This window comes from Streptomyces sp. NPDC033966 (assembly GCF_055575955.1).
This window is the reverse complement of record NZ_JBVIRQ010000010.1, coordinates 158,136-184,933: the sequence shown is the minus strand read 5'-3', so window position 1 is coordinate 184,933 and position 26,798 is coordinate 158,136. Positions and strand designations below refer to the sequence as shown.

The following is a 26,798-nucleotide window of genomic DNA, read 5'->3' as shown; positions in this document are numbered from 1 at the left end:
CGGTGGTTGGGCCTCGACCAGACTGACACGGGGGAACAAAGCACGCATTTCGATCAGCGACGCCCGGAACGCTCCTGTTCGTCGGCCGCCCCGCCGGCCCCCACGAGCCCCTTGGAGACCTCGGCGAGCCTCGGTTCGAAGCGCTTCATCTCGCGCTTCCCGGCCGCCGCGATGACCGCCGGCAGGTAGCCGCGGGCACCCTGCATGCCGCGCAGCCACCACTGCGCGTACACGTGCGCCGAGCGCCGTTCGATGCCGGCCACGATCCGGTCGACCGCCGGCCCCAGCGGGTAGGTGCGGTTCGAGGGCCAGGGCAGCCGCCGGCGCAGCTCGCGCATGACCTCGTCCTGGTCGGCGCCGCGCACCATGTCGGTGTCGGTCCAGGAGAGGTAGCCGACGCCGACCTTGACGCCCTTGTAGCCGACTTCGGCGCGCAGGCAGTGCGCGAAGGCCTCGACGCCGGACTTGGAGGCGCAGTACGCCGTCATCATCGGCGCCGGGGTGATCGCGGCGAGCGAGGCGATCTGGAGGAAGTAGCCGCGGCTCTCCATGAGTACGGGCAGGAAGGCGCGGGCGGTGACGGCGCCGCCGATCAGGTTGACCTCGATGACGCGGCGCCAGGCCACGGGGTCGGAGTCCCCGAACGGACCGCCGGCGGCGACGCCCGCGTTGGCGACGACGATGTCGACTTTTCCGAAGCGCTCCTTGACCTCCCGCGCGACCCTGGCCATGGCCTCGTGGTCGGTGACGTCCGCGTGCCAGTGGTCGCTGTCGGTGTGCAGCCGGCCGGAGACCTCCTTGAGCGCCTCCGGCTCCAGGCCCACCAGGGCGATCCTGGCGCCGCGCGCGGACAGCTTGCGGGCGAGCAGTTCGCCGACCCCGCGGGCTGCGCCGGTGACCACGGCGACCTGCCCTTCCAGACTCCTGCGAGCGCTCACGCGGTCTTCTCCTTCTCTGCCTCTGCGACGGATGAGGCTGGTGTGCCGGACGGTTCGGAGGTGGTGGCGACGAGGTAGCGGCCCGTCAGCTCGCGGACGGCGGCGGTGACGGCCTCGGGGGCCTCCACGGGGGTCATGTGCCCCATGCCGGTGAGTTCGGTCAGGCCCACGCAGTGCGGCAGCGCCACCGCGAGCCGCCGGGCGTGGGCTACGGGGGTGAGCCGGTCGTCCCGGCCGGCGATGACGGCGGTCGGCACGGTCAGCCGGGCCAGTTCGGCGTCCAGGTCCAGCCCCGCCAGCACCTCGGACCAGGCGCGGCGCACCCCCGCCGGGCAGGCGTGCACGATGCGGGCGCAGGCCTCCACCCGGTCCGGTGCGGACCCGGGGCCCATGGTGGCGTACTTGAGCACCGCGCGGGCGACGGGCGTGACGGGCCCGAGAGGGGCGCGCGAGCCGAGCACGGCGCGGGTCGTACGGGTCCTCGCGCGCCCGGCGCGCAGCGGCAGTACGGTCGCCTCCGCGACCAGCCGCGAGCTGCCGGTGCTGCACAGCAGGGCGGCCGCGGCGTGCTCGGCGAACTCGGGGCGGCCGGCGGCGGCCATGACGGTCATACCGCCCATCGAGTGCCCGGCGACCACGGCGCGCTCCCCGGGGGCGAGGGCGGCCTTCAGCACGGCGGCCAGGTCGTCGGCGAGGGCGGAGGTGCTGTAGGCGGCGGCCGCCGGGCTGCGGCCGTGGCCGCGCTGGTCGTAGGCGACGACCCGGTGGTCGCGGGCCAGGTCGCGGATCTGCGCCGCCCAGAAGGCGGTGGAGCAGGTCCAGCCGTGGGAGAGGACGACGGCCGGGGCGCCTTCCGCGCCGTGCACCTCCACGTGCAGCCGGGACCCGTCGGCGGATACGGCGACCAGCTCACGGGCGGCGGCCGGGGGCGCGTACCGCCCGGCGGTGACGTGCCCGGGCCGGCTCACGCGGCCCCCTCCGCGGCGGAAGCGGGGGCAGCGGCGGAAGCGGGGGCGGAAGCGGGGGCGGCGCTCGACGGAGCGGCCGCGGCGACGGGGGCCTGGACCCGGCCGCGCTCGCGGTCGCGTCCGCGTACGACCTCGTACTCGGCCAGGTCGACCGTGCGCGTCTCGCGCCGGAACTCCCCGGTCGTCCCCGGCCAGACGGTGGTGTTGCGGCCCTGGGAGTCCAGGTACCAGCTGGTGCAGCCGCCGGTGTTCCACACCGTCCGTTCCATCCGCGCCTGGACTCGCCGGTTCCACTGGTTGACGGCGGACGGCCGGGCCGCGAGCGCGGTGCGCCCGCCCGGGCCGCCGCCGTCGAGGAGGGAGAGCTGGCGCAGGTAGTCCGCCATGTAGTTCAGCTGGGACTCGATCATCAGGATCATCGAGCTGTTGCCGAGGCCGGTGTTCGGTCCGATGATCGTCATCCAGTTGGGGAAGCCGGCCGCGGTCGCCCCGCGCAGCGCCTGCATCCCGTCCTTCCAGGAATCCGCGAGGGTCTGTCCGTCGGCCCCCACCACCCGGTCGGCGACCGGCAGTTCCGTGACGTGGAAGCCGGTCCCGAAGATGATCGCGTCCACCTCGGTCTCGGTCCCGTCGGCGGCGACGAGCACCGAGCCCCTGATCTCCTTGAGCCCCGAGGCGACCACGTCCACGTCGGGCCGGGCCAGCGCCGGGTAGTACTCGCTGGAGAGCAGGATCCGCTTGCAGCCGATCCGGTACGAGGGCGTGAGCTTGGCCCGCAGCTCCGGGTCCTTGATGGAGCGCGCCATATTGGCCTTGGCCAGGGATTCGATGAGCCCGAGCTGGTTCGGCCGCTTGGTGAACGCACTGACCTGGAGCTCGCGGATCCCCCACAGCAGCCCGCGGCGGGCCGACCGGGTGAAGGGCAGCTGCCGGTGCAGCCAGCGCTCGGCGGTGCTGATGGCGCGGTCGGTGCGCGGCATGACCCACGGCGGGGTGCGCTGGAAGAGCGTCAGGCGGGCCGTCCGGGGGGCGATGGCCGGCACGATCTGGATCGCGGAGGCGCCCGTACCGATCACGGCGACGCGCTTGCCGCTCAGGTCGTAGTCGTGGTCCCAGCGGGCGGAGTGGAAGACCTTGCCGGGGAACTCCGCGAGTCCGGGGATCTCCGGCATCTTGGGGTCGGACAGCGGACCGGTCGCCGAGACCACGACGTCGGCGGTCAGGTCGCCCGCCGAGGTCTCGATCTCCCAGCGCAGCTCCTGCGCGTCCCAGCGCATCATCAGGACCTCGTGGCCGAGCCTGATGTGCGGGCGCAGCCCGAAGGTGTCGGCGACGTGCTCCAGGTAGGCGCGGATGGCGGGCTGTCCGGAGAAGGTCCGCGGCCAGTCGGGGTTGGGGGCGAAGGAGAAGGAGTACAGGTGCGAGGGCACGTCGCAGGCGCACCCGGGATAGCTGTTGTCGCGCCAGGTGCCGCCGACGGAGTCGGCCCGTTCCAGTACGACGAAGTCGGTGATCCCCTCGCGCCGCAGCCGGACGGCCGCGCCGAGCCCGCCGAAGCCGGACCCGACCACCGCCACCCGTACGTGCTCGCGCGCGCCCTTGCCGACCTTCCTGCCCTTGCCGACCGTGCCGCCCATGCCCGCCGCCTTCCGCACCGCAATCCGAACCGCAACGTTGCCAGCAATCACTGGCACAATCGGGAGGGTAGAGCAGCTCCGTACCCATGGGTAGGGGTCGCGCCCGGAAAGTTACCGCGAGTACCCCCTACGGACGCCCCGCGGATCGAACCCGGCGTGATCCACAGGGCACCCCCTAGGCTGCGGGTGTGGACAGACCGGTGACGAGAGGAGCGCGGCCCGCCGTGGAGCCCGTGGAGCACGAGTGCCGGCGCGAGTACCGGACGGAGGAACTGGCCGTGGCGGCCGGCATCCCGGTGCGCACGCTGCGCTTCTACCGCGAGCGCAAGCTGCTCCCGCCGCCGCGCCGCGAGGGCCGTATCGCCTGGTACGACGAGCGCCACCTGGCCCGGCTGCGCACGATCGCCGCCCTGCTGGACCGCGGCCACACCCTCGGCGGCATCGCCGAGCTGACCGCCGCCTTCGAGAAGGGCCGCGACGTCGGCCAGCTCGGCGAGCTGCTCGGGATCGGCGGGTCGGAGGAGACGCCGGTCCGGCTCTCGCCCGAGGTGCTCGCCGACTACTTCGAGGGCGAGGTCACCCCCGAGAACCTGGAGGCCGCACTCGACCTGGGCTACGTCGCCACCGACGGCGAGGAGATCGTGCACGTCAGCCGACGCCTGCTGGACGTCTCCTCGGCACTGGTACACGAGGGCGTGCCGCTGTCGGCGGTGCTGGAGACGGGCCGCCGGGTCCGCGAGCACGCGGACGCGCTGGCGGAGCTGTTCACCGGGCTGATCTCCGCCCACCTCGGGCAGGAGGCCGTCACGCGGCTGCGCCCGCTGGCCAAGAGCGTGGTCGAGGCGGAGCTCACGATGGCGATGGACCGCCTGCACCAGCAGCGCGCCCAGGCACCCGGGCCCGAGCAGCCCCAGGATGCCCGGGCACAGCAGGCACCCCAGGCGCCTCACGCGCCGCAGGCACCGCAGCCGCCTCACGCACCGCACGCACCGCAGCCGCCGCACGCACCGCACGCGCCGTAGCCGCCACAGGCACCGCAGAGGCCGCAGACGCCGGAGCCGCCGAAGCCCCTCAGACGCCGAGCTCGTAGGCCACCGTCACCGGCGCGTGGTCCGACCAGCGCTCGGGGTGCGTCTCGGCGCGCTCGACGAACGCCTTCACCGCCTTCGCCGCCAGCCCCGGGCTCGCGACCTGGAGGTCGATCCGCCAGCCCGCGTCGTTGTCGAAGGCCCGGCCCCGGTAGGACCACCAGGAGTACGGCCCCTCCGCGTCCGGGTGCAGCCCGCGCACGACGTCGACGTAGCCGGCCTCCGCGTACACCTTCCCCAGCCACTCGCGCTCCTCGGGCAGGAAGCCCGCGTTCTTGCGGTTGGTCTTCCAGTTCTTGAGGTCGGCCTCCTGGTGGCAGATGTTCCAGTCGCCGCACACCACGACCTCCCGCCCGTCGGCGGCGGCCCGCGCCTTCAGCTCCCCGAGGTAGCCCAGGAACTCCTCCATGAACCGGTACTTCTCGTCCTGCTTCGCGGTGCCGGCCTCCCCGGAGGGCAGGTACAGGCTGGCGACGGTGACACCCGGCAGGTCGGCCTCGATGTAGCGCCCGGAGGCGTCGAACTCGTCACTGCCGAAGCCCACCCGCACCCGCTCGGGCTCGCGCCGCGTGTACAGCGCGACACCCGCCCGGCCCTTGGCGGCGGCCGGCGCGAACACGGTGTGCCAGCCCTCCGGCATCCGGGCCTCCGCCGGAATCTGCGCCTCCTCGGCGCGCACCTCCTGGAGGCACACGACGTCGGCGTCGGATCCGGCGAGCCACTCCACGAACCCCTTCTTGGCGGCGGCGCGGATCCCATTCACATTCACGGAGGTCACGGTGAGCATCCCTGCACCATAGCGGGATGGATCCGTACGATATTCGAATGTCTCACGGTATAAACATCCGCGCCGTGCCGTACGACCACGCGGACGCGGCGGCGCTCGACGCGCAGGTCCAGGTCGAGTACCAGCAGCGCTACGACGGCGAGGGCGACGCCACCTTCCTCGACCCGGCGATGTTCCTCCCGCCGAACGGCCTCTACCTGCTCGCCTACGACGCCGCCGGCACCCCGGTGGCCAGCGGCGCCTGGCGCTGCCAGGAGAAGAACGAGGAGGGCTACTCGGACGGCGACGCCGAGATCAAGCGCATGTACGTCGTCCCGCAGGCGCGCGGCCTGGGCCTGGCCCGCCGCATCCTGGCGGAGCTGGAGGCCGACGCCCTGGCGGCGGGCCGCACCCGCATGGTCCTGGAGACCGGCGACAAGCAGCCGGAGGCCATCGCCCTCTACCTCTCGTCGGGCTACGCCCTGTCCGAGAAGTTCGGCTACTACCGCGACTACCCGTCCAGCCGCTGCATGGCGAAGCCGCTGCGGGCCACCGTCAGCTCCTGACCGGCGCCTCCCGACCCCCCGCGGGGCCGTTCCACCAGGTCAGCGGCCGAGCCAGACGGCTCCGTCCGTACCCCACCGGGACGGCCCCCGCCCCCAGTCCCCGAACGGGCTCGCGGCGTACCGCAGCACCCCGTACCCGGACTCCGCCTCCCGCAGCCACGGCTCCGGCGCGTACCCCGGCACCGCCGCCCCCGCCGCCGGCACCTCCCGCACCAGCCACGACGCCGTCCCGGCCAGGGAGAACCGCAGCGCCCGGCCGCCGCCCTCCGCCAGCGCCCGCAGCACACCCGCGGCCACCAGGTACCCCGTGCCGTGGTCCAGCGCCTGCGCCGGCAGCACCCCCGGCTTCCCGTCGTCCCCCGCGCACCGCGCGGCGATCCCGTACCCCGCCTGCACCAGCGAGTCGAAGCCCCGGCGCCCCGCCCAGGGCCCGCTCCACCCCCATGCGCACAGCTGCGCCACCACCAGCCGCGGGAACCGCTCCAGCAGTTCCCCGGCGCCCAGCCCGAACCGCTCCAGCGCGCCGGGCCGGTACCCCGTCACCACCACGTCGGCGGTGCCGAGGAGCCGTTCCAGCGCCTCCCGGCCGGCCGCGTCCCCGAGGTCCAGCAGCGCGGAACGCTTCCCGAAGCCGGTGTCCGCGTGCGCGTCGTCCGCCTCGCGCAGTGCCGGGGAGTCGATCCGCAGCACGTCGGCGCCCAGCAGCCCCAGCGTCCGGGTCGCGACGGGCCCGGCGATGACCCTGGTCAGGTCCAGCACCCGCACCCCGGACGCGGGCAGCGCGCCCGGGCCCGGCGGCCGGCCGCCCCCGGGGCCCCGTACCCACTCCACCAGCGGCTGCGGCTCCCCGTACTCCGGCGCGACCGCGACGGCGAGCCCGCCCTCCGCGTAGACCGCCTCCTGCGCCCCGGCAGCGCTCCGGCCCGCGAGCGCCTCCCGTACCGCCTCCGGGGTCCCGGGCACGCCGAGCGCCCGCACCAGGGCCGCCTGGTGGTGCGGGTAGTTGGCGTGGGTCCGCACCCACCCGTCGGCCGCCCGCCAGAACCCGGACAGCGGCGCGAAGCTCACCGGCGCCCGGCCGTCCACCCGCAGGTGCCGCTCGCTGACGAAAGCCGTGGCCACGGCCCCCTCGTCCACCACGACCGGGGCCGCGTCCAGCGCCGTGCCCCCGGCCCGTACGGCGGCCAGCTCGGCCGCCGCCAGCCCGCACGCGCCGACGCAGGCCCGCGCCAACTCCCGCACCGGCAGCGGGCCCTCCAGTCCGCTCGGCCCCCGGAATCCGACCCGCCCCGCCAACTCGCCGTCGCCGCCCAGCGCTTCCCACGCCTGCGCGACGGCCCCGTCCCCGTTCTGCACCATGCGGCCCATTGTCGCGAAGTCCGCGTGCCGCCCCACCGGCCGGGTTCCCGGCGGGTTTCGGCGACGACCCCGAAAACGCCGAGATCCCGCCCGGTCTTTCGACCGGACGGGATCTCGTGACGATTCCCGGTAGCTATCCGAGAACTGTCGTCTGTGGACCTGTGGGGATTTGAACCCCAGACCCCCTCGATGCGAACGAGGTGCGCTACCAGACTGCGCCACAGGCCCTTGCGACGTGTGAAACATTAGCATCCCCGCGCGGGTGCTCCAAAACGCGTTGTCCGGAGGGTCCGCGCAGGTCACCCGTCACTCGTTCGCGGCGCGCGGGCGGTCGTCGCTCTCGTACTGGTCGAAGAGCGGCGTGCGGCCGAGGTCGCGGCCCCGGGGGCGGGGCGCGGTGGGCTGCGGGCCCGGGTCGGGCCTCGGTACGGCCGGCTGGGCGCGCAGGCGGGGGTCGGTCGGCTCGGCGGTGCTGGAGCGGGCCGCGCTCCAGCCGTCCGGGTTGACCGGGCCGGTGGCCCGGGGGGCGACCGGGGCCGTCACGTACGTCGGCAGCGGGACCGGTACCGGCTCCCAGCTGTCGCCGCGGGCCGGTCCGCGCTCGCGCTCGCGCTGCTGGTCCACCCACTCGGCGTGGTCGGTCTGCTCGACGAGCGCCCGGCGCCCGGCCTCCTGCGGGGAGACCGGCGGAGCGGGGTCCGGTTCGGCGCCACCGACGGCGGCGGCGGGCTCGGGCTGCTCGCGGTGGCGCTGGGGGCGGTTCTCGCGCAGGCTGCGGGCGGCCGCCTCGGCGCGCCGCCGGTCCATCGTGAACTCGTAGCGCCGCCGCTCCTGGACCCGCAGGTGCACGATGTAGGCGCTCAGCAGCAGGGCCGGGACGGCCGGGGCCCACAGGTAGCGGATCCCGCCGACGGCCGCGGCGACCGCGCCGCCGCTGAAGACGAGGAAGAGGAGCGCCGTGGTGCGCCGGCGGCGCGCGAGCACCTGGAGGCGCTGCTGCCGGCGGACCCGTTCCACCTCGATGGATCTCGGTTCGGCCCTGGTCGGGGACACGCCGATGGCCCGGGCGTCGGCGTCCACGGAATTAACCGTTTCCGTCGCCGCGTCCGGGTCCGCGTGGGGCTGGGCCTCCGCCTGATCCTCACCGCGCTCACGCAGCCCCTTGGCGTAACGGCGCTCCATTCCCGCCCGGCCGGAAAGCAGCCGGATGGCGGTGGAGAAGCGTTCCGTCGGACGCGCTTCGTTCAGCTCGTCCTGCCTCCGGAGCCACATGGGCACCAAGTAGGCGGCCCAGGCCCCGACAATGACTGCGTAGATGAGGCCGCTGCTGCTCACACCCACACCGTAGAGGGGCGCGCCCGGGAGGATCAGCCAATTGGGCCGGTGTGTCGCACGATCCGGCTGATATCACCGACTTTTTTTGTGATTCTTCGGATCAGGTTATGGGCGAATCGGCCAGAAATTCGAACGCTTTTTCGATTACCTGCTTTACGGCGCGTTCGCCGGCGGCGGACTTTCCCGCTTGCGCGTGCGGTGCCAGCGGCGCAGCAGCCCCTGCGGGACCTCCTCGGCCGTCAGCGCGAAGACCAGATGATCGCGCCACGCCCCGTCGATATGCAGATAACGCGGCCGCAGCCCCTCCTCGCGGAAGCCGAGCTTCTCCACGACACGGCGGCTGGGGCCGTTCTCGGGACGGATGCACACCTCGATCCGGTGCAGCCCGACCTTCTGGAAGCAGTGGTCCACGGCGAGCGCGACCGCTGTCGGCATCACCCCGCGGCCGGCCACGTCCCGGTCCACCCAGTAGCCCACGTGGGCGGCGCACATCGAGCCCCAGGTGATCCCGGCGACCGTCAGCTGACCGACCAGCCGCCCCTGGTACTCGATGACGAAGGGCAGCATCCGGCCCGCGTTCGCCTCGGCCCGCAGGTGGCGCACCATCTGCCGGTACGTCGGCCGGTGGATCACCGGCCCCCACGGCGCGGGCGGCGGGATCGTGGCCTCCCACGGCCGCAGCCAGTCGCGGTTGCGCTGGTTGACCTCGCGCCAGGCGCCCTGGTCCCGCAGCTTTATCGGCCGGAGCGTGACATCGCCGTCCGCCAGTACCACCGGCCAGGAGGGGCCGTTCAGCTCGGGCTCCCGGGCGCCGCGTCAGGTCTGGGGTGGTCGCCGCCCCGGAGCTGGTCGACGGCGTGGGGCAGGATCCGCGACAGCACCGCCAGGCCGTCCTTCACCCCGCCCGTGGAACCGGGCAGGTTCACGATCAGGGTGCGGCCGGCCACGCCCGCCAGGCCCCGCGACAGGGCGGCGGCGGGTACCTTCGCCAGGCCCTCCGCGCGGATGGCCTGCGGGATGCCCGGAACCTCGTAGTCCAGTACGCGGGCGGTGGCGTCCGGGGTCCGGTCGGTCGGCGAGATGCCGGTGCCGCCGGTGGTCAGGATGACGTCGTAGCCGCCGGCCACGCCCTCGCGCAGCGCCCGCTCGACGGGGTCGCCGTCCGGCACCACGCGCGGGCCGTCCACCGTGAAGCCGAGCTTCTCCAGCGCCTCGGCCAGCAGCGGGCCGCCCTTGTCTGCGTACACGCCCTGCGAGGCCCGGTTCGAGGCGGTGACGACCAGGGCGCGCCCCACCGGAGGCTGCGGGGCCGTGTCCGCCGACGCGGTCACGTGGCTGTGGCTGTGGACCTCGCCGCCGCGCGGGGGGTTCACGCGCGGGTCCAGTCGCCCGACTTGCCGCCGGTCTTCTCCTCCACCCGCACGTCGGTGATGACCGCGCCCTTGTCGACGGCCTTCACCATGTCGATCACGGTGAGGCCGGCGACGGCGACCGCGGTCAGCGCCTCCATCTCGACGCCCGTGCGGTCGGCGGTCTTGACGGTGGCGAGGATCTCGACGGCGTCGTCGGCGACCTTCAGGTCCACCTTCACCCCGGAGACCGCGAGCGGGTGGCAGAGCGGGATCAGGTCGGGGGTCTTCTTGGCCCCCATGATCCCGGCGATCCGCGCGGTGGCGAGGGCGTCGCCCTTCGGCACGCCCTCGCCGCGCAGCAGCTCGATCACCCGCGGCGAGACGAGGACGCGCCCGCTGGCGCGCGCCGTCCTGGTGGTGACGTCCTTCTCGGAGACGTCGACCATCCGGGCCGCGCCGGCCTCGTCGATGTGCGTCAGCCTGCTCTGCGTACTCATATCTGCGTGCCGCTCCCGCTCCGGGCCCCCTGGAGCCTGGGGCCTGTGTGATGCAACACGCTACCCGCACCGGGCGCCGCTCAGCCGAGCAGGATCACTTCCAGCTCGGCCCCGGGCTCCACCGAGGTGACGTCCTCCGGTACGACCATCAGCGAGTCGGCGTGCGCCAGCGCGGCGATCAGGTGCGAGCCCGATCCGCCGACCGGGGTGACGGTGCCGGCCTCGGCGTCGTACTTGCCGCGCAGGAACTGGCGGCGGGCCGCCGGGGAGCCGAGCGGCTCGTCGGCCTTGAGCACGGCGCGCACGCTGGGCCGGGACACCTCGGACTCCGGCAGGCCCATGAGCGTGCGGATCGCGGGGCGCACGAACAGCTCGAAGGAGACGTACGACGACACCGGGTTGCCGGGCAGGGCCAGCAGCGGGGTGTGGTCGGGGCCGACGGTCCCGAAGCCCTGCGGCTTGCCGGGCTGCATGGCGAGCTTGCGGAAGTCGACGCCGCCGCCGGAGAGCTCGTCGCCGTCACCGGAGCCGGCGGCGGCCAGGGCCTCCTTGACCACGTCGTACGCGCCGACGGAGACCCCGCCGGTGGTGACGAGCAGGTCGGCCCGGATCAGCTGGTCCTCGATGGTGGAGCGCAGGGTGTCGGCGTCGTCGGCGACCGCGCCGACGCGGTAGGCGATGGCGCCGGCGTCGCGGGCGGCGGCGGCCAGCGCGAAGCTGTTCGAGTCGTAGATCGTCCCGGCGGTCAGCGCCTCACCCGGCTGGACCAGCTCGCTGCCGGTGGACAGGACGACCACGCGCGGGCGCGGCCGGACCCGTACGGTGCCGCGTCCGATCGCCGCCAGCAGCGCGATCTGCGGCGGGCCGAGGACGGTGCCGGCGGCGAGCGCCAGGTCGCCGGCCTGTACGTCGCTGCCGCGCGAGCGGACGTGCGCCCGGGCCTCGGCCGCGCGGTGGACGCGTACCTCGCCGGCCGCGCCCTGGGGCGCGGCGCTGGCCGGGGTCATGCCGGAGGCGGCGCCGCCGCCCGTGCCGCCGTCGGTCCACTCGACCGGTACGACGGCCTCGCTTCCCGGAGGCAGCGGGGCGCCGGTCATGATGCGGGCGGCCTGGCCGGGGCCGACGGTGGGCAGCTCGCCGCTGCCCGCCGCCACGTCGCCGATGACGGCGAGCACCGCGGGGAACTCCTCGCTCGCACCTTGGACGTCGGCCGTGCGGACGGCGTACCCGTCCATCGAGCTGTTGTCGAAGGGCGGCAGGGCGACGGGCACGGTGACGTCCTCGACCAGGACACAGCCCTGGGCGTCCAGCAGCTGGAGCTCGATGGGTTCCAGCGGCCGGACGGCGGCGAGTACGTCCGCGAGGTGCTCGTCCACCGACCACAGACGGTGCCGGCCGGTGTCCTGCGGTGCGGAACTGCTCAAGGTGCTACATCTCCTCCGTGACGTAACGGCGAAGCCAGGTGCGGAACTCCGGGCCCAGGTCCTCACGTTCGCACGCGAGTCGGACGATGGCCCGCAGGTAGTCACCCCGGTCCCCGGTGTCGTAGCGGCGGCCGCGGAAGACCACGCCGTGCACCGGGCCGCCCACGCTCTCGTCGGCGGCCAGCTTCTGCAGGGCATCGGTGAGCTGGATCTCCCCACCGCGGCCCGGCTCGGTCTCCCGCAGTATGCCGAAGATCGCCGGGTGGAGGACATAGCGTCCGATGACCGCGTAGTTGCTGGGCGCCTCGGCCGGCTCCGGCTTCTCGACGAGTCCGGTGATCCGGACGACGTCGTCCTCGCCGGTCGGCTCGACGGCGGCGCAGCCGTAGAGGTGGACGCTGGACGGGTCGACCTCCATCAGTGCGATGACCGTGCCGCCGGTGCGCGCGTGGACGTCGACCATCTGCCGCAGCAGCGGGTCGCGCGGGTCGATCAGGTCGTCGCCGAGGAGGACGGCGAAGGGCTCGTCGCCCACGTGCGGCTCGGCGCACAGGACGGCGTGGCCGAGGCCGCGCGGGTCGCCCTGGCGGACGTAGTGCATGGTTGCCAGGTCGCTCGATTCCTGGACCTTCTTCAGCCGGTCGTCGTCACCCTTGGCGATCAGAGCCGATTCGAGCTCGTAGTTCCGGTCGAAGTGGTCCTCCAGCGCCCGCTTGTTACGGCCGGTGATCATCAGTACGTCGTCCAGGCCGGCGGAGACGGCCTCCTCGACGACGTACTGGATGGCCGGCTTGTCCACGACCGGGAGCATTTCCTTGGGGGTCGCCTTGGTCGCCGGGAGGAACCGAGTGCCGAGCCCCGCAGCCGGGATGACGGCCTTCTTGATCACTGGGTGCGACTGAGTCATGGGCAGAACGATAGTGGGTCGTACACGAGACCCAACGGGGTTCCGGTGAATATGCCCGACTTGATCCATATGCGAAAGGAATTGTGACGAGACTGTGGTAGAAAATCCGCCCGAAAACCACCCCTTCGCACCCGAAAAGGCCTCCCTGCGCCGGGAACTCCTCGCCGCCCGCCGGGCCCTGTCCCCCGGGGCCCGCGACGCCGCGGCCCGCGCGCTCTCCCGCTCCGCCCTCACCCTGCCCGAGCTCGACGGCGCGCACACCGTCGCCGCCTACGTCTCGGTCGGCGCCGAACCGGGCACCCGCGAACTGCTCGACGCGCTGAAGGCGGCCGGCAAGCGGGTGCTGCTGCCCCTGCTGCTCCCGGACAACGACCTGGACTGGGCCGCGTACGAGGGCCCGGACAGCCTCGCCGAAGCCGCGCACCCGGGGAAAATGCGGCTGCTGGAGCCCTCCGGCACCCCGCTCGGCCCGGACGCCGTGACCGGCGCCGACGCCGTGCTGCTGCCCGGGCTCGCGGTGGACGGGCGCGGGATGCGGCTGGGCCGCGGCGGGGGCTCGTACGACCGGGTGCTCGCACGGCTGGAGCGGGCCGGCGCGCATCCCGCGCTGGTGGTGCTCCTGTACGACGAAGAGGTGGTCGCGCGGGTCCCGGAGGAACCGCACGACCACCCCGTCCAGGCGGTGGCCACCCCGTCGGGGGTGGTCCGCTTTACCGCGTGACCGGGCGGCCGTCCGGCGCCGCTCTCACGGCTTGAGCGTCAGGGTGTCCACTGTCGACTTGTCGACGGCGCCCTTTCCGAAGGGCCACTCCAGCAGTTCGCCCTTGGCCCACATCTCCGTCTGGTCCGTGTACGTGCCCGCGTACGCGTGACCCGAGGCGCCGGTCAGGTTGATCCACCGGGACTTGTCCAGGTCGCCGAGGTTGACGACCATCCGCATCGACGGCACCCAGGTGACCTCGTAGCCGCTGGAGGCGTTCCAGCCGGTCGCGTTGACGGTGGCCTCGCCGCCGCCCACGTTCCACGGGCCGCGGTTGAGGAGCCACTGCATGAAGCCCGGGCCCTCCTTGCCGATCGTCTGGTTCTTCAGGGTCAGCTGGTGCAGCCGGCCCCAGCTCCACGTCGACTGGTCCTTGCCGAGCTTGGCCGTCAGCTCCCAGCGCGCGTCCTCCATGGCCCGGGCGAAGAGCTCGTCACGGGTCTTGATCGGCTTGTCGTGGACGGTCTTCGGGGTGGCGGTCCACCACGGCGACTTCTCGTCCTTGACCAGCCGGCGGACCACCTCGAACCAGCGGTCGCCGCCGTCCGGCTGCGCCGAGTCGGGGCCGCGCGTACCGCACTCGCGGACCGTCTTGGTGAGGTCGTCGTTCGGGCCGGTGCTCTCCTCGCTGACGTTCATGCAGCTGCCCTCGACCCGCAGCTCCTGCGGCATCTTGTCGCCGAAGGCCAGCTTGAGGATGTTGCGCCAGACCGCGTTGAAGTACGCGGCCGCCGCGGAGTCGGGCTCCTGCGTGTAGTTCCAGCCTTCGAGCAGCTTCTGCGCCGAGCGCACGTCCGGGTCCGAGACCTGGATCTTGGCCAGCATCGGGGTCAGCAGCGCGGCGATCTCGCTGCTGTTGTCCATCTGCATGGTGCGCATGTCGTCGGTGGAGATCTTGCCGTTGTCCTTGGTCTTCGCCTCGATGAGGTCGTTGATCCGCTGGCTCCGGGCGCCGTAGCCCCAGTCCGTGGTCAGGACGTACGGGTACTTGCCGGCACCGGTGCCGGACTCGGTGACGGCCTGGTTCGCGGTGACGATGTAGCCGCGCGCCGGGTTGAGCTCCCAGGGCATCTCGTTCTGCGGGATGTAGCCGGCGTTGCCGTCGCGGCCGCCCTTCCAGGCGTACTTCGGGTCCCAGCCGGGCGCCGGCAGGCGTCCGTCGCCCTGGTTGCGGATCGGGATGCGGCCCGGGGCCTGGTAGCCGATGTTGCCGTTCGCGCCCTTGTTGTCGGCGTAGATCAGGTTCTGCGAGGGGACCTCGAAGTCGGCCGCCGCGGCGCGGAAGCTGCTGAAGTCCTTGGCCCGGTCGAGCTTGAAGACCGCGTCCATCGACTTGCCCGGGTCCAGGGCGGTCCAGCGCAGGGCGACGGCGTAGCCGTTGCCGCGGTCGGGGGCCGAGCTGGGAACGGGGGCGCGGGAGCCGACGGTCTCCAGCTCGTCGCTGCGGTCGGAGATCAGCGGCCCGTTGTTGGTGGTGCGGACGGTGATCTTCTTGCTCTTGCCGCCCGCCACCTTGATCTCCTCTTCACGGGTGGTGAAGGGGACGACCTTGTTGTCGTAGACGTAGCCCTCGGGACGGACCTGCTCCAGGTAGAGGTCGGTCACGTCGGCGCCGAGGTTGGTCATGCCCCAGGCGATGTCGGCGTTGTGGCCGATGACCACGCCGGGCATGCCGGAGAAGGTGTAGCCGGCCACGTCGTACTGGCACTGGGGCGAGACGGCTCGGCAGTGCAGGCCCATCTGGTACCAGACCGAGGGCAGCTGCGGCGAGAGGTGCGGGTCGTTCGCGAGGAGCGGCTTGCCGGTGGTCGTGTACTGGCCGGAGACGACCCAGGAGTTCGATCCGATGCCGCTGCCGTTGGGGCCGAGGATGGCCGGGATCTCGTCCAGGGTCTTGGCGAGGGAGCCGAGCTGCGTGCGCAGGCCGACGGTCGCTCCCTGGGCGGTGGCGTTGTCGGCGAGGCCGGTGGCGGTGCCCCCGTTGGGAGTGGCCTGCGAGCCGGCGCCGGGGGTGGTGCCCGCGCCGGTACCGGTGCCCGCGCCCTGGGCGGTGCCGTTGCCCGTACCGGTGCCCGTGCCCCTGCCGGTGCCGGTCGAGCCGGCGCCGGGGGTGCCCTGGGGCGCGTACTTGCCGCCGGCGACGGTGCCGCCCTCGACGATCGGCTTGTTCCGGTCGAACGGGTACGGCGGGTAGAGCTCGTCGATCTGCGCCTGCGAGAGCTTGTTCGTCATCAGCGAGCGGTCGATCTCGTCCTGCATGTTGCCGCGCAGGTCCCAGGCCATCGCCTTGAGCCAGGCCACCGAGTCCACCGGCGTCCACTGCTCCGGCTTGTAGTCGTCGGTCAGCTTGAGGGCGGCGTGCTCGACGGAGAGGCCCTTGCCGGACTTCCCCTTCAGGTACGCGTTGACCCCGTCGGCGTAGGCCTGGAGGTACTTCTTCGTCTCCGGCGAGAGCTTCTTGTCGTACTCCTCCTGCGCCACCTGGCGCCAGCCGAGGGTGCGCAGGAAGGCGTCAGTCTCGACCTGGCCGGAGCCGAACATCTCCGACAGCCGGCCGGAGGTCATGTGGCGGCGGACGTCCATCTCCCAGAACCGGTCCTGGGCGTGCACGAAGCCCTGGGCGCGGAAGAGGTCCTCGTCGTTGTCGGCGTAGAGCTGCGGAATGCCGTGCTCGTCGCGCTTCACATCGACCGTCCCGGTCAGGCCTGGGACCTTGAGGGAGCCGGTCGTCTGCGGGAAGGAGGCGCGCACGGTGTCCACGCTCCAGTACGCGCCGTAGCCGAGGCCCGCCAAGAGCGCCAGGACCATGACGAGCACGAGCAGGCGTGCGCGTCGTCCCTTCTTCTTGACGGAAGGTCCGGATTCATTGGCGGGCATCGCTGTCCTTAGAGGGGCAGGGTGGTCCTGGGATTGCTGGGAGCAACCATAGGCGCAGGACCGCCTTCGTTGATCCGCCAGGGGTCGAGGTCCGTAGGACAGGCGGGAACCGGCGTTTCACAATGTGGTTATCGCGTAAAGAGTCCGTCAAAGATTAGGTAAGGTAACGAAGTACTTGCCGAATGCGCCGCCGGAGGAACGATCCACCAGGCGCGCTCTGAGGAAAGGGCCGCCCGCTGACTGTCCACACGCTCAATGAGCTCCTGCTGGTCTGTTCGCTCGTGCTGCTCGTCGCCGTGGCGGCGGTGCGCATCTCTTCACGCAGCGGCCTCCCCAGCCTGCTCATCTACCTCGGCATAGGCGTCGCGATAGGCCAGGACGGCATAGGCAACGTCGTATTCGACAACGCCGAACTGACACAGGTCATCGGTTACGCGGCGCTGGTCGTCATCCTCGCCGAGGGCGGTCTGGGCACCAAGTGGAAAGAGATCAAGCCCGCGCTGCCGGCGGCGGTGGTCCTGTCGCTGGTCGGCGTCGCGGTCAGCGTGGGGGTCACGGCGGCGGGCGCGCACTACCTGGTGGGGCTGGAGTGGCGCCAGGCGCTGCTGATCGGCGCGGTCGTCTCCTCGACCGACGCGGCGGCCGTCTTCTCCGTACTGCGCAAGGTTCCGCTGCCGTCGCGGGTCACGGGTGTGCTGGAGGCCGAGTCCGGCTTCAACGACGCCCCCGTCGTGATCCTGGTGGTCGCCTTCGCGGCGGTCGGACCGGTGGACGAGTGGTACGTGCTGCTCGGCAAGATCGCGCTCGAGCTGGCGATCGGCGCCGCGATCGGCCTGGCGGTGGGCTTCCTGGGGGCGTACGGGCTGCGGCACGTGGCACTGCCCGCCTCCGGCCTGTACCCGATCGCGGTGATGGCGATCGCCGTGACCGCGTACGCGGCCGGCGCGATGGCGCACGGCTCCGGATTCCTCGCGGTGTACCTGGCGGCGATGGTGCTGGGGAACGCGAAGCTGCCGCACTGGCCGGCCACGCGCGGGTTCGCGGACGGGCTCGGCTGGATCGCCCAGATCGGCATGTTCGTGCTGCTGGGCCTGCTGGTCACCCCGCACGAGCTGGTGAACGACTTCTGGCCCGCGGTGATCATCGGACTGGTGCTGACCATGGTGGCGCGGCCGCTGGAGGTCTTCGTCAGCCTGCTGCCCTTCCGCATTCCCTGGCAGGAGCAAGCCCTGATGTCGTGGGCCGGCCTGCGCGGCGCCGTGCCCATCATCCTGGCGACGATCCCGCTGGTGACCGGGATCGAGGGCAGCGACCGGGTCTTCAACATCGTCTTCGTGCTCGTGGTCGTCTACACGCTGGTGCAGGGGCCGACCCTGCCGTGGCTGGCGCGCAAGCTGAACCTGCGCGACACCGACGAGGCGGCCGCCGACCTCGGGATCGAGTCGGCGCCGCTGGAGAAGCTGCGCGGACACCTGCTGTCCTTCGCGATCCCGCCCGCCTCGCGGATGCACGGCGTGGAGGTCGGCGAGCTGCGGCTGCCGGCGGGAGCGTCGGTGACGCTGGTGGTCCGGGACGCGAAGAGCTTCGTGCCGGCGCCGTCGACCGTGCTGCGGCACGGGGACGAGCTGCTGGTCGTCGCCACGGATCCGGTGCGGGACGCGGCGGAGGCGCGGCTGCGGGCGGTGGCGCGCGGCGGCAAGCTGGCGGGGTGGCTGGGTACCGGTGGCGGAACGTCACTCTAGGTGGCGGAGGGTGCCCGGAGCGCCGCTCGAATGATCATTTTTAGTTAGAGTGGCACTCTAATTCGGCCATTTTCGCTGGCTTGTGACCGTGCTTGCACCCATTTCATCGGGCGCGGAATGCAAAGTTCCAGTTAATCGCAGGTGAAGACATGTCTTGTCACCGTAATCACAGGGCGTGGTAGTGGATTCCCCTGTACGATGAAGGCACACCAGATCGAACCAACTCTGCCTGACGCAGAGCTGGCGCGACCGCAAAGCGGCCGTGGCTCCCTCCCGCAGTGGGCGCCCAGGTATCACTCGGTTCTGCGCAAGAGGACAGCTCTCGGGGCTCCCACATGTACGGGTGCGGTCGCTCACAAGGCGGCGCACCGTCCGCAGACGGGGACGCTCTACCAGGCAGCGGAAAGGCCAGGCCGTGACATCCGCGGTCACGACCGACACGTCCGCCCGACCCGGCTACGGGCAGCTGCTGCGCACGCCCGGCGCCCTCTCCTTCGTCCTCCCCGGCTTCGCCGCCCGTCTGCCGTTCGGCATGCTGACCATCAGCATCCTGCTGCTCGTCCAGCACGCCACCGGCTCCTACGGCGACGCGGGCATCGTCGCCGCCGTCACCGGCGTCTCCATGGCCCTCTTCGCGCCGGTCATGGGCAAGTTCACCGACCGCCGCGGCCAGAGCGCCGTCCTCGTGCCGGTCGTCCTCGCCCACGCCGCCGCGGTCTCCGCCCTGACCGCGCTGGCACTCCTCGGCGCCCCGCTGTGGGCGCTCGCGCTGGCCGCCGTCCCGGCCGGCGCCTCCGTCCCGCAGGTCGGCCCGATGGTCCGGTCCCGCTGGGCGGCCAAGCTGGAGGGCTCCCCGCTGCTGCCGACGGCCGCCGCGTTCGAGTCCGTCACCGACGAGTTCACCTTCGTCGTCGGCCCGGTGCTCGCCACCGCGCTGTGCACCGGCGTCCACCCGGCCGCCGGTCTGGCGACCGAGGCGGCCCTGACCCTGCTCGGCGGCCTGTTCTTCGCCGCGCAGCGCGCCACCGAGCCGAAGGTCACCCCGCTCTCGGCGGCGGGCGGCAAGCACCAGTCCGCCCTGTCCTTCCCGGGCCTGCGCGTCCTGATCGTCGCCTTCATCGGCATCGGCGCCGTCTTCGGCGGCATGCAGGTCTCGCTCGCCGCCTTCTCCAACGAGATCGGCAACCCGGGCGCCAACGGCCTGCTGTACGGCATCTTCGCGGCCGGCAACATGGTCGCCGGCATCACGATGGGCGCCGTCGCCTGGAAGATCGGCCCGCGCCGCCGCCTGATCCTGGGCTACGTCGGCCTGACCGCCGCCGCCTCGGTGCTGTGGGCCGCGCACTCGATGATCCTGCTGGGCGCGCTCGGCCTGGTCGTCGGCCTGTGCATCGCCCCCGCGCTGATCACCGGCTACACGATGATCGAGCAGCTGGTCCCGGCCGCCTCGCGGACCGAGGCGTTCACCTGGCTGACCGGAGCGGTCGCCTTCGGGCAGGCCGCCGCCGTGACCCTGGCCGGCCGCCTGACGGACGCGCACGGGTCCTCGTACGGCTTCCTGGTGCCGCTGGTGGCCACGGCCCTCGCCCTCGTCACGCTGGTGGCGCTGCGTGCGAAGCTGGCTCCCAAGGCCCCGAGCCGGATCGTGAACTCGTCCGCGCCCGCCGCGCCGGCCGCCCCCAACGGGGCGAACGAGCGTGGGATCGGTCACCGGACGCCTGTGACGGTGGACTGATCCGCCGGAATACGTCACCATGGAGCGTCGTTAGCACTCATTGAGTGAGAGTGCCAGGAGGAAATTCGTGCCGACCTACCAGTACCAGTGCACCGAGTGCGGTGAGGGCCTTGAGGCCGTGCAGAAGTTCACCGATGAGGCACTGACCGTGTGCCCGAGCTGCGACGGACGCCTGAAGAAGGTGTTCTCCGCGGTCGGCATCGTCTTCAAGGGCTCCGGTTTCTACCGGAACGACAGCCGTGGTGCCTCGTCGAGCAGCACGCCTGCCTCGAAGTCGTCCTCGTCGTCCACGACGACGTCGACCGCTGCCGCAGCCCCTGCCGCTTCGACCTCCTCGGCGACCTCGAGCACGGGCAGCAGCTCCACCTCGGCCGCCTGATCCCGTAGTACGTCTTCTGCTTTCCGCAAGGCCCCGCCGCCCTACTTGGGCGGCGGGGCCTTGTGCGTCCCCCGTTAGGGTGAGGCCATGGTGAACGCAGAGATCGGTGTAATCGGCGGGTCGGGCTTCTACTCCTTCCTCGAGGACGTCTCCGAGATCCAGGTGGAGACGCCGTACGGGCCCCCGAGCGACTCCCTGTACGTGGGTGAGCTGGCCGGACGCCAGGTCGCGTTCCTGCCGCGGCACGGGCGCAGCCACACCGTGCCGCCACACAAGATCAACTACCGGGCCAACCTGTGGGCGCTGCGCTCGGTCGGCGTCCGCCAGGTGCTGGGCCCCTGCGCGGTCGGCGGCCTGCGGGCGGAGTACGGCCCCGGCACGCTGCTGGTGCCGGACCAGCTGGTCGACCGCACGAAGACCCGCGTGCAGACCTTCTTCGACGGTGAGCCGCTGCCTGACGGGACCGTCCCGAACGTCGTGCACACCACCTTCGCCGACCCGTACTGCCCGGTGGGCCGGTCGGTCGCGCTCGCGGCGGCGCGGGGGCGGGAGTGGGAGCCGGTGGACGGCGGCACCATGGTCGTCATCGAGGGGCCGCGGTTCTCGACGCGGGCGGAGTCGCGGTGGCACGCGGCGGCCGGCTGGTCGGTGGTCGGCATGACCGGGCACCCGGAGGCGGTGCTCGCTCGCGAGCTGGGGCTCTGCTACACCTCGATGGCCCTGGTCACGGACCTGGACGCGGGCGCCGAGACGGGTGAGGGCGTTTCCCACACGGAGGTCCTCAAGGTGTTCGGCGAGAACGTCAGCCGGCTGCGCGAGGTCCTCTTCGACGCGGTGGCGGCGCTGCCTCCGACCGAAGCCCGCGACTGCCTGTGCACCCACGTCCACGACGGCTGGGACCTGGGCATCGAACTGCCGTAGCGGCGGCTGAGGGCCGGTGGAGCCCCTGCGTGGCCCATCCGTGCCGCCTACCGGGCTTGCCCGGCCCCTCGCCGGCCCCTGACCGCCCCGCCGGCCCCTCCCGCCGACCCGCGACGGGCCGGCGGGGCGGTCCCGGGTCCCCCGTTTCGGCCGCCTGCCGGGCGCGCGGGCAGCGCCCAGCGGAAAAAATTCCGGGGCGGTGTCACATTCCGCGGGGCTGGCCTGTCTCCAGGGCGAAGGGGTCACCAGGACCCCCGAGCCGGAAGAGGCCAGTCATGCCGCGCATCTCGCTCACCCCGCCCCGCACCCTTCTCATGCGCATCGGCGCCTGGTACTCGCGCCGCACCTACGGCAAGGTGCTGGACCCGGGCCAGGCGTACGGGCACAACTCGCGCGTGTTGTTCTCCTACGTGCGCCTGGAGCAGCAGGCGGCGAAGTGGAACAAGCTCGACGCCGGCCTCAAGCACCTGGCGGTGATGGCTTCGGCCGCGCGCATCAACTGCTCGTGGTGCATGGACTTCGGCCACTGGGAGGGCCGTGAGAAGGGGCTGTCGCCGGAGAAGATCGAGCGGGTGCCGCGGTGGCGGGAGTCGCGCGAGGTGTTCACCGAGCTGGAGCTGCTGGTCATGGAGTACGCCGAGGCGATGACCGAGACCGAGCCGTCGGTCACGGACGAGCTGGCCTCCGAGCTGATCGCCCGGCTCGGTGAGGCGGCGTTCGTCGAGCTCACCGCCATGGTCGCGCTGGAGAACTGGCGCTCGCGGGTCAACAGCGCCTTCGGTCTGACCAGCCAGGGCTTCTCGGAGGCCTGCCAGGTGCCGGCGGGGCGCTGACGCCTGAGGGTGACGGCGTTGTCCACAGGCTGGGGATTGTCCACAGGTCGGAGCGGGCCCTGGCGGGGCGGCGGATCGTGAGGGAGGTCCGGGCATTGGGCCCGGACCCCGGATCACGACCAGCTTGGCGGTGCCCATCATGTCCAGGACCTCTCCCCCGTCTCCCGTTTCCAACCCGTCCTTCGCTTCCCCCGCTGCCGCGGGCTCCCGCCCCGTCTGCTCTTCCACGTGTCCCCCCGCACGCCCCGTGCCTCCCTTTCCCCCGCTCCGAGTGGGTCGTGCCGGAGGCCGGCTGCGGCGCGCGGTGCGCCGCAAGCGGCGGGTCGCCTCGGCCGGGCTGGCCGTGGTGGCGGCCGCCCTGGCGGTCGGTGGAGCGGAGGCCCAGGCCCCCCGGGGTGCGCCCCCGTCCCCGCCGCCCGTGGTGAAGCCGGCACCCGCGGCGGTACGGATGGTGTCGGCACCCGTGCGCATCGCGGATGCCGGGACGGTGCGGCTGTTGCGTCCCGGTGACCGGGTCGACGTGGTCGCGGCGGAGCGCACCGGGCCGCCCCGGGTGGTGGCGACGGGTGCCCGGGTGGCTGAAGTGCCCGCTGTGGAGGCGGGTATCGGGGACGGTGGGGCGCTGGTGGTGCTGTCCGTACCCCGGGACACGGCGCGTGCCCTGGTGGGGGCGGGTGCCGTGGCGCGGCTGGCGGTGACGGTGTGCTGATTCGCACTGAGGAGCAGTCAAGTCGCCCTGGAGTGGGCACTGACTGGACACGCCGTGCTGTGCCTGCCGTAGCTTTCGGAACCGTTGGCTCCGTCTACAGCAGGCACAAAGAAAGGCTCAGTGGTGAGCGAGAAGAAGAAGGAGAGCGTACTGGCGGGCTTCAAGGCCTTCCTGATGCGCGGGAACGTGGTCGACCTGGCCGTGGCCGTGGTCATCGGCGCGGCGTTCACGAACATCGTGAACTCGATCGTCAAGGGCATCATCAGCCCTCTCGTGGGCGCCATCGGCACCAAGAACCTGGATGTCTACACCTCGTGCCTGAAGGCACCTTGTGGGGTCGACGCGAAGGGCGAACCGACCGGCGTCAACATCATGTGGGGCTCCGTACTGAACGCCGCGCTCAGCTTCCTGATCACCGCAGCGGTCGTGTACTTCCTGATGGTCCTGCCCATGGCGAAGTACCTCGCCAGGGTGGAGGCGCGCCGCAAGGCCAAGGAGGGCGTGCAGGAGAGCATGGAGATCACCGAGCTGGAGGTGCTCAAGGACATCCGCGACGTCCTGGTCGCGCAGCGGAGCGGGAACGGCGAGGGCATCCGGGCACAGGGGACGCCAGGGGCGCGCGACGCCTTCTGACGGCCGCGGAGGGTCAGATGTGGTGCGGGGGCTTCTCGTCGAGGAAGCGGGCCAGGTCGGCCGCGCCCCCTCCGGCGGGCGGCCGCTCGCCCCAGCCCCGGTCGGTGTCGTCCGAGGACTGCTGGTCGAGCGGATCGTCGAAGACGAGCTTCGGCCTGGGCTTCGGCTTCGTCTCGGGCTTCGCCCCGGCTTCGGGCTTCGGGGACTGCGGGTCGGAGGCGGGGGCGGTGCTCATGCCCCAAGGGTACGGCCGCCCGCGCCCCCGGCCCCGGTCCCTGCCGGTGCCGGTGGCGCTGCCGCTGCCGCTGCCGCTGCCCGGGTCAGCTGGGGGCTTCCGCGCCCTTGCGGGCGTAGAACCACCAGCAGACCGCGAGGCAGGACGCGTAGAAGCCGATGAACAGCCACAGCGCGTGGGTGACGGCCATGGCGGCGAACATCGCGGGGATGAAGAAGAAGCCGTAGGCGGCGATGGCGGAGGAGAAGCCGGTGACGGCGCCCGCCTCCATCTCCGACTGCTTCAGCGCGGCCGCCTGCGCCTGGGGGCCCTGGCCCTCCGCCTGGCGCATGTGCTGATCCCGGAAGATCACCGGGATCTGCCGGAAGGTCGAGCCGTTGCCCAGTCCGGAGAAGGCGAAGGCCGCCAGGAAGCCGATGAAGAACGCCCAGAAGCTTCCCTGGTCGCCGCCGGACGGCAGCGCGAAGATCACGAACACCAGGGCTGCCGCCATGCCGACGAAGGACAGCATGGTCACTCTGGCGCCGCCGATCTTGTCGGAGAGCCAGCCGCCGGCCCAGCGCATGAGCGCGCCGATGAAGGGGCCGATCCAGGCGTAGGTGGTGGCCTGGTAGCCCTGCGTCTCGAAGTTGTTCTTGATCAGCAGGGGCAGGCCGGCGGCGAATCCGATGAAGGATCCGAAGGTGCCGACGTAGAGCCAGGTCATCAGCCAGTTGTGCTTGCGCTTGAAGATGACCTTCTGCTGGCTGAAGGGGGCCGCTGCCACCTTGAGGTCGTTCATCAGGAACCAGGCGAGCAACGCCATGATCACCAGCAGCGGCACCCAGAGGAAGGCGCCGTTCTGGAGCCAGATGTCCGTGTTCTCCTTCGCGTCGTGCTGCGGGCCGCCCGCCGGGGCGCCGAGCACGGCGGCGGTGACCACCAGCGGCGCGACCAGCTGGACGACGCTCACGCCGAGGTTGCCGAGGCCGCCGTTGAGGCCGTTGGCGCTGCCCTTCTCCCGCTTGGGGAAGAAGAAGCCGATGTTGGCCATGGACGAGGCGAAGTTCGCGCCGCCGATGCCGCAGACGGCCGCGATGAGGGCCAGCTCCCAGTACGGGGTGCCGGTGTCCTGGAGCGCGAAGCCCAGCCACAGCATGGGGCCGATCAGGATCAAGGTGCTGAAGGCGGTGAACTTCCGCTCGCCGAAGATCGGGCCGATGAAGGTGTAGAGGATCCGGAAGGTGCCGCCGGTAAGGCCGGGGATGGCGGTCAGCCAGAACAGCTGCGACTTGGAGAAGCCGAAGCCGACGTCGTTCAGCTTGACCACGGTGACCGACCAGACCTGCCAGACCACGAACCCGAGCATCAGCGCCGGGATGGAGACCCAGAGGTTGCGCTGGGCGACCCGGCGGCCGGTGGCCTGCCAGAAAACCTCGTCCTCGGGACGCCAGTCGCCGATGACGGCGCCGGGCTTGTAGGTCTCCGCACGGTGCGAGCGCACCGCGGACGGGGTGGGCGTGGGTATCGACATGGTCATCGGTCCTTCGGGTCGAGGAGCCACAGGGCGATCACGACGAGGAAGGACAGGACCAGGAATCCCGCTCCCCACCAGGCCGTGGCGGTGTTTCCCTTCATCCACTCGTTGACGGTGACGGTCAGGGCCCAGAGCTGTCCGATCACGACCGTGAGGGCCAGGGCGAGGCGGGCGTTGAGCTTGGAGGAGCGCTCCGGCTCCTGTTCGGTGCCGGCGCCCGGGCCGGGGCCGGTGTGCCGGATGCGCGGGTCGCCGTAGCCGCTGGTGGAGCGGATCTGCGGGTACCGCTCGTGGACCGGCCGGTTCAGCCGGGGCTGGGCGCTCCCCGGGTGGTATTCGGGGCGGGGAGGGAGCTGGGCGTCGCTCATGTCCGCCTGCTTTCGGTGGCGCGGGCCGCGCCGGGGCAGCCCAGACGCTGGGCCGTCTCGGGCCGGGAGTCGCCGAACTGGCGGCACAGGGCTTCCTTGGCGGGCTCCCCGGAGCGGGCGGTGGCGATGGCCCAGACGCTGCCGTCGGCCTGCTCGGTCAGGAAGATCCTCGGGAGTGGGCGGGGTGGCGGGCCCGCGGTCACCTCACCGGTGCGGGCGTCGAAGACGCCTTCGTGGCAGGGGCAGTACAGCTCCCCTTCGGGGCCGCGGTCCTCACGCCAGAGCACGGCGCAGGCCAGGTGGGTGCAGACGGCGGAGTAGGCGACGAGGCTGCCGTCGCCGAGCCGGACGGCGAGGGCCCGGTCCTCGTCGCCGGGGAACCTGAAGGCCACGGACTCGCCCGGTGCGAGCTGGTCGGTGACCTTCTTGGCCTCGGGCATCGTCTCGCTGTCCCCGTGCCGGTGGAGGATGCCGGAGGCGACTCCGACCCCTCCGATGGCCAGGCCGCCGGAGACCGTGGCGACGATCCGCAGGTAGTCGCGCCGGGTGGTGAGGGAGTCGGCGCTGATCCGGTCGCGCAGCTGCTCGGCGGCGGCGTCGCCGCCGGCGCCCGGGCCCGGTCCGGAGCCGGGTGCGGGCTGCTGGGTCACGCTCATCGGACATCCACCCCGTTCACCTCCACGACGGGCAGGCCGCCGGGAACGGGCCACTGGACCTTGTCTGCGGGGACGACCATCGCCACGCCGGTGGAGACGACCACGTCGCCGAAGGCGAAGGAGTCGGCGACCTGGACGCCGGGGCGCTCGGCCTGGAGCTCTTCGAGCGTTCCGTAGAAGAGGGCCCCGGTCGGGCAGACCGTGGCGCACATGGGGGCCAGGCCGTAGGCGGTGCGGTCGTAGCAGAGGTTGCACTTCATCTGGAGCTTCGCCTGGAGGTCGATCTTCGGGACGCCGAAGGGGCAGGCGTTGACGCAGTTGGCGCAGCCGATGCAGCGGGTGGTGTCGGCCTGCTGGACCACGCCGTCCGCGGTCACCAGGATGGCGTCGGCGGGGCAGACCTCGGCGCAGGGCGCCACGGGGTCCTCGCAGTGCATGCAGACGGTGGGGAGAGAGGCGACGGACTGGCCGGGGTCGATGTAGTCCAGGTGGATCATCGATTTGCCGCGGTGCGAGTCGCATTCGCGGCAGGCGGATACGCAGGCCTGACAGCCGATGCAGCGGCCGGGGTCGATGAAGATCGTGCGGCCCATCATG

General features: G+C 72.2%; 27 protein-coding genes and 1 tRNA gene. 10 read left to right on the top strand and 18 right to left on the bottom strand.

Annotated elements, in window-relative coordinates:
- Nucleotides 1-53: 53 nt before the first annotated feature.
- Genes ACZ518_RS27190 through ACZ518_RS27180 form a run of 3 tightly spaced genes read right to left on the bottom strand, consistent with a single transcriptional unit; the run spans nucleotide 54 to nucleotide 3,543 of the window.
- Nucleotides 54-938 carry an SDR family oxidoreductase gene (locus ACZ518_RS27190; protein WP_469115622.1) on the bottom strand — a complete coding sequence of 295 codons (885 nt, stop codon included), beginning with the start codon at nucleotides 936-938 and terminating at the stop codon, nucleotides 54-56.
- Nucleotides 935-1,906, bottom strand: a complete 972-nt coding sequence (locus ACZ518_RS27185; protein WP_469115621.1) for an alpha/beta fold hydrolase — start codon at nucleotides 1,904-1,906, stop codon at nucleotides 935-937. Before ACZ518_RS27185 ends, ACZ518_RS27190 begins: the two co-directional genes overlap by 4 nt.
- Nucleotides 1,903-3,543: a flavin-containing monooxygenase gene (locus tag ACZ518_RS27180; RefSeq protein WP_469115620.1), complete on the bottom strand. Its 1,641-nt coding sequence runs from the start codon at nucleotides 3,541-3,543 to the stop codon at nucleotides 1,903-1,905. The genes ACZ518_RS27185 and ACZ518_RS27180 overlap by 4 nt, the downstream gene beginning before the upstream one ends.
- A 233-nt stretch (nucleotides 3,544-3,776) precedes the next feature.
- On the opposite strand from ACZ518_RS27180, the gene ACZ518_RS27175 reads away from it, so the two are divergent.
- Nucleotides 3,777-4,565: a MerR family transcriptional regulator gene (locus ACZ518_RS27175; RefSeq protein ID WP_469115752.1), complete on the top strand. Its 789-nt coding sequence runs from the start codon at nucleotides 3,777-3,779 to the stop codon at nucleotides 4,563-4,565.
- Between the two features lie 49 nt (nucleotides 4,566-4,614).
- Here the strand turns inward: ACZ518_RS27175 and ACZ518_RS27170 are convergent, their stop codons facing one another.
- The gene (locus ACZ518_RS27170) at nucleotides 4,615-5,418 is read right to left on the bottom strand and encodes an exodeoxyribonuclease III (protein WP_469115619.1); all 804 of its coding nucleotides are present in this window, start codon (nucleotides 5,416-5,418) and stop codon (nucleotides 4,615-4,617) included.
- Between the two features lie 38 nt (nucleotides 5,419-5,456).
- Between ACZ518_RS27170 and ACZ518_RS27165 the strand changes: the two genes are divergently transcribed.
- Nucleotides 5,457-5,963, top strand: a complete 507-nt coding sequence (locus tag ACZ518_RS27165) for a GNAT family N-acetyltransferase (protein WP_469115618.1) — start codon at nucleotides 5,457-5,459, stop codon at nucleotides 5,961-5,963.
- A gap of 39 nt (nucleotides 5,964-6,002) precedes the next feature.
- Here the strand turns inward: ACZ518_RS27165 and ACZ518_RS27160 are convergent, their stop codons facing one another.
- From ACZ518_RS27160 to galU, 8 genes are all read right to left on the bottom strand, one after another.
- Complete coding sequence (locus tag ACZ518_RS27160) at nucleotides 6,003-7,322, bottom strand: CoA transferase (RefSeq protein ID WP_469115617.1); 1,320 nt, start codon at nucleotides 7,320-7,322, stop codon at nucleotides 6,003-6,005.
- Nucleotides 7,323-7,476: 154 nt separating this feature from the next.
- Nucleotides 7,477-7,550: transfer RNA gene (locus ACZ518_RS27155), tRNA-Ala, on the bottom strand.
- A 78-nt stretch (nucleotides 7,551-7,628) separates the two neighbouring features.
- Nucleotides 7,629-8,657 (bottom strand): divisome protein SepX/GlpR, encoded by a 1,029-nt coding sequence (sepX, locus tag ACZ518_RS27150; protein WP_469115616.1) that lies wholly within the window; start codon nucleotides 8,655-8,657, stop codon nucleotides 7,629-7,631.
- 153 nt (nucleotides 8,658-8,810) lie between these two features.
- The gene (locus ACZ518_RS27145; protein ID WP_469115615.1) at nucleotides 8,811-9,431 is read right to left on the bottom strand and encodes a GNAT family N-acetyltransferase; all 621 of its coding nucleotides are present in this window, start codon (nucleotides 9,429-9,431) and stop codon (nucleotides 8,811-8,813) included.
- Between the two features lie 17 nt (nucleotides 9,432-9,448).
- The gene (locus tag ACZ518_RS27140) at nucleotides 9,449-9,988 is read right to left on the bottom strand and encodes a MogA/MoaB family molybdenum cofactor biosynthesis protein (RefSeq protein WP_469115751.1); all 540 of its coding nucleotides are present in this window, start codon (nucleotides 9,986-9,988) and stop codon (nucleotides 9,449-9,451) included.
- Between the two features lie 38 nt (nucleotides 9,989-10,026).
- A complete protein-coding gene (moaC, locus tag ACZ518_RS27135; RefSeq protein WP_125600577.1) occupies nucleotides 10,027-10,506 on the bottom strand; it encodes a cyclic pyranopterin monophosphate synthase MoaC in 480 nt (159 codons plus the stop codon).
- An 80-nt stretch (nucleotides 10,507-10,586) separates the two neighbouring features.
- Complete coding sequence (gene glp, locus ACZ518_RS27130; RefSeq protein ID WP_469115614.1) at nucleotides 10,587-11,930, bottom strand: molybdotransferase-like divisome protein Glp; 1,344 nt, start codon at nucleotides 11,928-11,930, stop codon at nucleotides 10,587-10,589.
- A 4-nt stretch (nucleotides 11,931-11,934) separates the two neighbouring features.
- Nucleotides 11,935-12,837, bottom strand: coding sequence for a UTP--glucose-1-phosphate uridylyltransferase GalU (gene galU / locus ACZ518_RS27125; RefSeq protein ID WP_469115613.1), 903 nt, complete (start codon nucleotides 12,835-12,837; stop codon nucleotides 11,935-11,937).
- A gap of 94 nt (nucleotides 12,838-12,931) precedes the next feature.
- Here galU and ACZ518_RS27120 point away from each other — a divergent pair, with 94 nt between their 5' ends.
- Nucleotides 12,932-13,558: a 5-formyltetrahydrofolate cyclo-ligase gene (locus ACZ518_RS27120; protein ID WP_469115612.1), complete on the top strand. Its 627-nt coding sequence runs from the start codon at nucleotides 12,932-12,934 to the stop codon at nucleotides 13,556-13,558.
- A 24-nt stretch (nucleotides 13,559-13,582) separates the two neighbouring features.
- Here ACZ518_RS27120 and ACZ518_RS27115 read toward each other — a convergent pair whose 3' ends face one another.
- Nucleotides 13,583-16,474: a penicillin acylase family protein gene (locus tag ACZ518_RS27115; RefSeq protein ID WP_469115611.1), complete on the bottom strand. Its 2,892-nt coding sequence runs from the start codon at nucleotides 16,472-16,474 to the stop codon at nucleotides 13,583-13,585.
- A gap of 281 nt (nucleotides 16,475-16,755) precedes the next feature.
- Here ACZ518_RS27115 and ACZ518_RS27110 point away from each other — a divergent pair, with 281 nt between their 5' ends.
- The 7 genes from ACZ518_RS27110 to mscL all read left to right on the top strand — a co-directional run bounded on the left by ACZ518_RS27110 (nucleotide 16,756) and on the right by mscL (nucleotide 23,426).
- Entirely contained in the window at nucleotides 16,756-18,216 is a 1,461-nt protein-coding gene (locus tag ACZ518_RS27110) for a potassium/proton antiporter (RefSeq protein ID WP_469115610.1), read from the top strand.
- Between the two features lie 415 nt (nucleotides 18,217-18,631).
- Nucleotides 18,632-19,951, top strand: a complete 1,320-nt coding sequence (locus ACZ518_RS27105; RefSeq protein ID WP_469115609.1) for an MFS transporter — start codon at nucleotides 18,632-18,634, stop codon at nucleotides 19,949-19,951.
- A gap of 67 nt (nucleotides 19,952-20,018) precedes the next feature.
- Nucleotides 20,019-20,330: an FmdB family zinc ribbon protein gene (locus ACZ518_RS27100; RefSeq protein ID WP_128636966.1), complete on the top strand. Its 312-nt coding sequence runs from the start codon at nucleotides 20,019-20,021 to the stop codon at nucleotides 20,328-20,330.
- 87 nt (nucleotides 20,331-20,417) lie between these two features.
- Nucleotides 20,418-21,251 carry an S-methyl-5'-thioadenosine phosphorylase gene (locus ACZ518_RS27095; RefSeq protein ID WP_469115608.1) on the top strand — a complete coding sequence of 278 codons (834 nt, stop codon included), beginning with the start codon at nucleotides 20,418-20,420 and terminating at the stop codon, nucleotides 21,249-21,251.
- A 275-nt stretch (nucleotides 21,252-21,526) separates the two neighbouring features.
- Nucleotides 21,527-22,084: a carboxymuconolactone decarboxylase family protein gene (locus ACZ518_RS27090; RefSeq protein ID WP_469115607.1), complete on the top strand. Its 558-nt coding sequence runs from the start codon at nucleotides 21,527-21,529 to the stop codon at nucleotides 22,082-22,084.
- Between the two features lie 271 nt (nucleotides 22,085-22,355).
- On the top strand, nucleotides 22,356-22,793 hold the full coding sequence (locus tag ACZ518_RS27085; protein ID WP_469115606.1) for a hypothetical protein: 438 nt from the start codon (nucleotides 22,356-22,358) through the stop codon (nucleotides 22,791-22,793).
- 123 nt (nucleotides 22,794-22,916) lie between these two features.
- Complete coding sequence (gene mscL, locus ACZ518_RS27080; protein WP_469115605.1) at nucleotides 22,917-23,426, top strand: large conductance mechanosensitive channel protein MscL; 510 nt, start codon at nucleotides 22,917-22,919, stop codon at nucleotides 23,424-23,426.
- A gap of 13 nt (nucleotides 23,427-23,439) precedes the next feature.
- On the opposite strand, the gene ACZ518_RS27075 is transcribed toward mscL, so the two are convergent.
- From ACZ518_RS27075 to ACZ518_RS27055, 5 genes are all read right to left on the bottom strand, one after another.
- Nucleotides 23,440-23,661 (bottom strand): hypothetical protein, encoded by a 222-nt coding sequence (locus tag ACZ518_RS27075; RefSeq protein WP_469115604.1) that lies wholly within the window; start codon nucleotides 23,659-23,661, stop codon nucleotides 23,440-23,442.
- A gap of 85 nt (nucleotides 23,662-23,746) precedes the next feature.
- Nucleotides 23,747-25,174 carry a NarK family nitrate/nitrite MFS transporter gene (locus ACZ518_RS27070; protein WP_469115603.1) on the bottom strand — a complete coding sequence of 476 codons (1,428 nt, stop codon included), beginning with the start codon at nucleotides 25,172-25,174 and terminating at the stop codon, nucleotides 23,747-23,749.
- Nucleotides 25,175-25,176: 2 nt separating this feature from the next.
- Nucleotides 25,177-25,545: a hypothetical protein gene (locus ACZ518_RS27065; RefSeq protein ID WP_469115602.1), complete on the bottom strand. Its 369-nt coding sequence runs from the start codon at nucleotides 25,543-25,545 to the stop codon at nucleotides 25,177-25,179.
- On the bottom strand, nucleotides 25,542-26,201 hold the full coding sequence (locus ACZ518_RS27060) for a QcrA and Rieske domain-containing protein (RefSeq protein WP_469115601.1): 660 nt from the start codon (nucleotides 26,199-26,201) through the stop codon (nucleotides 25,542-25,544). Before ACZ518_RS27060 ends, ACZ518_RS27065 begins: the two co-directional genes overlap by 4 nt.
- Nucleotides 26,198-26,797: a 4Fe-4S dicluster domain-containing protein gene (locus ACZ518_RS27055; RefSeq protein WP_469115600.1), complete on the bottom strand. Its 600-nt coding sequence runs from the start codon at nucleotides 26,795-26,797 to the stop codon at nucleotides 26,198-26,200. Before ACZ518_RS27055 ends, ACZ518_RS27060 begins: the two co-directional genes overlap by 4 nt.
- Nucleotide 26,798: the final 1 nt, after the last annotated feature.